The sequence below is a fragment of the Binatus sp. (SeqCode) genome (genome assembly GCF_036522015.1).
Classification (GTDB): domain Bacteria; phylum Desulfobacterota; class Binatia; order Binatales; family Binataceae; genus Binatus.
Genome location: NZ_DATDGQ010000323.1, coordinates 1 through 5405 on the forward strand (window position 1 = coordinate 1; position 5405 = coordinate 5405).

Annotated in this window: 4 protein-coding genes; 1 reads left to right on the top strand and 3 read right to left on the bottom strand. The window is 62.4% G+C overall.

The features are described 5' to 3' along the window. Both VIW95_RS13645 and VIW95_RS13650 read right to left on the bottom strand, forming a co-directional pair. The coding region (locus VIW95_RS13645) for an LLM class flavin-dependent oxidoreductase (protein ID WP_331587418.1) at positions 1-662 on the bottom strand (662 nt) is incomplete at its 3' end. Positions 663-706: 44 nt separating this feature from the next. After that, positions 707-3571, bottom strand: coding sequence for an FAD-binding and (Fe-S)-binding domain-containing protein (locus tag VIW95_RS13650; RefSeq protein WP_331587420.1), 2865 nt, complete (start codon positions 3569-3571; stop codon positions 707-709). Between the two features lie 55 nt (positions 3572-3626). On the opposite strand from VIW95_RS13650, the gene VIW95_RS13655 reads away from it, so the two are divergent. After that, positions 3627-4142, top strand: coding sequence for an MAPEG family protein (locus tag VIW95_RS13655; RefSeq protein WP_331587422.1), 516 nt, complete (start codon positions 3627-3629; stop codon positions 4140-4142). 3 nt (positions 4143-4145) lie between these two features. Here the strand turns inward: VIW95_RS13655 and ccrA are convergent, their stop codons facing one another. Further along, positions 4146-5399, bottom strand: coding sequence for a crotonyl-CoA carboxylase/reductase (ccrA, locus tag VIW95_RS13660; RefSeq protein WP_349259325.1), 1254 nt, complete (start codon positions 5397-5399; stop codon positions 4146-4148). Between the last annotated feature and the right edge of the window lie 6 nt (positions 5400-5405).

Below are 5405 nucleotides of genomic sequence, written 5' to 3' on the forward strand. Positions count from 1 at the left end.
GCTTCGTCTTCATCGACGGCGCAGATTATTCTGCACACCACGTCGAGTCCCGCGGGATCCTTGCCCGCCGCGCGCATTCCGTCGCGCGTGTTGTCGAGCATCGGCGCGACTGTCTCGGGCGTGATGAAGTTTACGATCACCCCGTCGCCTATTTCGCCTGCCAGCCGCAGCATCTTGGCGCCCTGCGCACCGATATAGATTTTCGGCGGATGCGTGATCGGCGCGTCGAGGCGGAAACCGTTTATTTTGACCTTGGCGCCGGTCATCGTGACCTTCTCGCCGCGAAAAATCGCGCGCAACGCTTCGACCGTCTCGCGCATCTGCGTCACCGGCTTGTGAAACGGCACGCCCATCCAGTTCTCGACGATATTCGGCGTCGAGATTCCCAGGCCCAGGATAAACCGCCCGCCCGCCAGCTCGTTGACAGTGACGGCAGACATCGCAATCAGCGGCGCGGGCCGCGTGAACACCGGGATGATCGCGCAGCCGAAACGCATCTTCTCACTCAGCATCGCCGCCGCCGCAATCGGCGCAAACGCGTCGGTCGAGAACGACTCGTACGACCACGCGTCGGTGTAGCCGCATCGATCGGCGGTGCGCACCAGCTCGGGAAAGTGAATGCCGTTGAACGGATCGAAAGGGATAGTGATTCCAAGTCGCATTTTTTGGTTCCTCAGAGACGCGAATGTAGCGCAGCCGGTCGAAGTTAGCCTACCCGCAGATTCAGCACCTCCGCCAGATGCATCGGCGTGCGCGTCGGACAGAAATGGCGAATCTGCGAGCGGCACGAGAATCCATCGGCCACGATGATCGCGTCGGGCGGCGCATGCTCGATCGCCGGAATCAAAACTCGCTCGCCAATCTGTTTCGATACCTCGAAGTGCTCGCGGTCGTAGCCGAATGCGCCCGCCATCCCGCAACATCCTGCGTCGAGCACTTGGAGTTCCGCGCCCGCCGCGCGAGACAGCAGGGCGATCTCGTCGCCGATTCCCGCCAGCGCCTTCTGATGACAATGCCCCTGCACCAGGATCCGCCGACGCAGCTCGGGCGGCGCGAAATCCGGGGCCTCGCGGGCGAGGAACTCGTCGAGCATGAATGAATTGGACGCGAGCGCGCTGGCACGCGCATCGTCGGGAAAGAACGAAGGCAGCTCGTCGCGAAATGTCAGGATACAACTCGGCTCCAGCCCGACGATCGGAATTCCCACGGCGACGAATGGATCCAGCACGTCCATGACCTCGCGCAGTCGAGCCTTCGCCCGTTCCAACATTCCCTGGTCGTATAGCGGGCGGCCACAGCACAGTTGGTGGCGCGGAAGGATTACTCGGAAGCCGGCGCGCTCCAGGACTTCGACCGCGGCGATTGCGACGTGCGGCTCGAAGAAGTTGTTGAAGGTATCGGGGAACAGGACGAGCTCGCGCGTGCTCGCTGTGGGAGCCGTCCGGCGTTCGAACCACGAGCGGAAAGTGCGCCGCGCAAAACGCGGCAACTCGCGCTGCGGGTGAATCGCAAGCATTTTCTTCGCAAGCTCTCCAAGGACCGGCGCGTGCGCCAACGCATTGGCGAGCGACGGCGCATACGATGCGAGTCGCGCGACCTCGTTCATTCTGCCGAAGAACGCTGACGACAGCGGACGCCGATGACTACGATAGTAGTTCGAGAAAAACTCCGCGCGGTACGCCGCCATGTCCACCGATGACGGACATTCGCTCTTGCATCCTTTGCACGACAGGCAGAAATCGAGCGCGTCCTTCACCACAGGGTCGGCGAAGCCATCGGGCAACAGGTCGGTGGTCAAGGATTCGAACAGGATTCGCGCGCGCCCGCGGGTCGAATGGATTTCCTCGCGCGTCGCCATGTACGACGGGCACATCGTCCCCGCCTCGGTCTTGCGGCATTTCCCGATACCAACGCATTTCAGCGCCGCGCCCGCGAGTCCGCCCTCCGCGCTAAAGTTGAAGTGGGTTGCGATTTCACGCGGCCGATAGTTCGCGCCCAGTTTCAGATGCGAGTCGAGCGGATGCGGCGCGACAATCACGCCGGGGTTCATCATCGAATCGGGATCGAAGATTCGCTTGAAATCGCGGAAGGCGTCGATCAGATCGGGCCGGAACATCATCGGCAGCAATTCCGAGCGCGCCAGCCCGTCACCGTGCTCGCCCGAGAGAGAGCCGCCGAGACTTGCGACGAGCGCGCCGAGCTCGACCATCGCCGAGCGGAAGGTGGCGATTCCAGGTGCGCTGGCCAAATCGAAATTGACGCGCGCATGAACGCATCCTTCGCCGAAATGTCCGTAGTAGGTTGCTACCTTGAGGCTGCGGCTGCTGAGAATGCGATCGAAGCCGCGCAGAAACGTACCGAGATTGGCCGGCGGCACCGCGAAGTCTTCGGCGCCGGGCCAACTGCGCGGGCGGCCCGGAATGAACGCGCTCGAACCGAGGCCCGACTCGCGAATCTGCCAGACCGCAGCCTGCTCCCGCGCATCCGCCAGGTACTCGGCACCGGTGCATTCGCGCAGCTCGCGCGCCTGCGCGATTACTCGTTCGGCACGCTCGTGCGCTTCGTCGCGCGAAGCTCCACCCAGCTCGACGAGCAGGAAGGCACGCCCGGCGGGCAGAAACCGCACACCCGGCATCTGCTTGATGCGCGCGAACTCGGGGAGATTCTGGTCGAAGCCTTCCAACGCTTCAGGATGATGCTCGAGCAGCCACGGCGTTTGATCCGCCGCGATGAATACGTCGTCGAAGCCGAGCACCGCGAGCCCAACTTCACGCGGTCGCGGCACCGCGCGAATCGTTGCGCGCAGAATTGTCGCGAGCGTACCCTCCGAGCCGACGATCGCGCGCGCGACGTTGAAGCCTCGTTCTGGCATCAGCTGGTCGAGGTTGTAGCCCGAGACGCGGCGGGGCAGTTTCGGAAAGTGAGCGCGCACTGAATCTGTAGTTTGATCGCGAAGCTCGCGCAGCCGCGAGTAAAGCTCGCCTTCGCGGCCGCCGCGCGCGATTGCTGCGTCGAGCTGCTCATCGTCCATCGATCCCTGAAGCGAGAGCTCTGTGCCGTCGTATAGGATGACCTCCATCGCCTCGACATTATCTACCGTCTTGCCGTACGCCGCCGAATGCGCGCCGCATGAGTTGTTGCCGATCATTCCGCCGATGGTGCATCTATCTTTCGTCGATGGGTCCGGCGCGAAGAACAGGCCGTGCGGCGCGAGCGCGGTGTTGATATGACTCTGGATGACCCCTGGTTCGACCTGAGCTGTGCGCGCGTCCGAGTCGATCGCGAGCACTCGATTCATGTACTTCGAGAAATCCAGCACGAGTGCGGCGTTGCATGCTTGACCGGCAAGGCTGGTGCCTCCGCCGCGAGCCAGAATCGGTATCGAGTTCTCACGTGCGAGCGAAAGCGCCGCAATCACGTCGCCTTCGTGGCGCGGAATCACCACGCCCACCGGCACCTGGCGATAGTTCGACGCGTCGGTTGCATAGGCCGCGCGAGTGCCGACGTCGAAGCGCACTTCGCCTTCGACTGTGCTGAGCAACTGAGATTCGAGCGCTGCAATTGAGGTCATAATCGACGATGATTGTAGTTCACTCGAATATCCAGCGTGAACCGCGGAGGCCGATATGTCGAACGATCAGAAAAAAGTGGTGGCAGGGATGCTTGCGGCGGTCGCGTTCAGCGCGACGTTCTTCGCGGTAGTTTTCCGCCTGACCGCGATTGACCTGACGCCCCCCGGCGGTATCGAGATATCCTGGCGCCTCGAGTACGCCCTCAAGTGCGATGTCTTTGCGGCGTTATGCCTGCTGGCGGGTGTCGCGATGATCGCGAACCGCCGGTTCTTCATCGCGGACGCGATTGAGGGTGGGCCTTCCCCGTCCATCGAGGTTGACCGGCGCTATCTTCAGAACACGCTGGAGCAGTTGGTGCTCGCGATTGTCGCGCATCTAGCGCTTGTCACGATTGTCGCGCCCGAATCGATCCGCGCCGTCGCAGTTCTGGTTATGCTCTTCGTGATCGGACGCGTGACGTTCTGGATCGGATACCATCGCTCCGGATCTGCGCGCGCGTTCGGCTTCGCCACCACGTTCTATCCGACCGTCGCGGTCTATGCGTACGTCGTGTCCCGGATCGTCAGCTAGGAGCTACAGCGGGAGGTCTTTCAATCCTGGCTTTGGGGCGCCAACCAGCGCTACCATCTTGCCCTCCGGGGCGCGATTTTCATGCATCGCCTGGTGGCATTCCGGAATTTCTTCGAACTTGAAAGTCTTGGCGAGGCACGGGTCGATCTTGCCGTCGAGCACCAGCTGATTGAACGCGTAGGCCTGCTCGTCGTTGGCGAAGTGCGAGCCCTGCAGGCGCTTCTGGCGCATCCACAGGTAACGCAAATCCGCGACTGCGTTGTAGCCAGTGGTGCCCGCGCAAATCACGACCATCCCACCCGTGTCGCAGACGAACACAGAAGTCGGGATCGTATCTTCGCCGGGATGCTCGAATACGATGCGCGGATTTTTCCGCTCGCCGACGATGTCCCAAACCGCTTTGCCGAACGCGCGGCATTCCGCCGCCCACTTGTTGTACTCGGCGGTCTCCTTCCAGTGCGGCATCATGCCCCAGTGCAAATATTTTTTCCGGTTGATGCATCCCTTGGCGCCGAGCTTCATGCAGAAAGCTATTTTGCGATCGTCGCCGACGATGCCCACGGGAATTCCGCCCTCGGCCTTGACGATTTGAATCGCCATGCATCCGAGGCCGCCGGACGCGCCCCAAATCAGCACGACGTCGCTGCGATGCACGACGTGCGGCGCCCATCCCATCAGCATCCGATACGCAGTCGCGCCCACCAGCGTCGGCCCGGCAGCCTCTTCCCACGTCAGATGCGTCGCCTTGGGCATGCACTGATGGGCCTGGACGCGGGCGAACTGCGCGAAGCTGCCCCAGTTGGTTTCGTAGCCCCAGATCTTGAACGACGGGTCGTACATAGGATCTTCGCCATTGCGGATGGCGGGCGAGTGGCGATCCCAGACGCCGCAGTGAATCACGACGCGGTCGCCGACCTTGACGTTGTGCACGTCATGCCCGGTCGCATACACGATTCCCGACGCGTCGCTGCCGCCGATATGAAAATCCGAATGATCGTACTTCGCTTTCTGGCGCGCGCCGATGACGTCCACCGGCGAGCCGAGCGCGGCCCACACGTTGTTGAAATTGACGCCCGCCGCCATTACGTAAACGAGCACCTCGTCGGCGCGGATTTCCGGCACCGCGATCTTTTCGACTTTGAACGCATGCATCGGGTCGCCGAAGCGGTCCGCGCGGATCACCTGCGCGTACATCTGCCTGGGCACCTGTCCGATTGGGGGTACCTGTCCGATCTCGTAGATTTCCTTGTGCATCATTTCAGT

Coding starts and splice junctions, on each gene's coding strand:
- ccrA (WP_349259325.1), bottom strand. CDS start 5,399: ATGATGCACAAGGAAATCTACGAGATCGGACAGGTACCCCCAATCGGA.
- VIW95_RS13655 (WP_331587422.1), top strand. CDS start 3,627: ATGTCGAACGATCAGAAAAAAGTGGTGGCAGGGATGCTTGCGGCGGTC.
- VIW95_RS13650 (WP_331587420.1), bottom strand. CDS start 3,571: ATGACCTCAATTGCAGCGCTCGAATCTCAGTTGCTCAGCACAGTCGAA.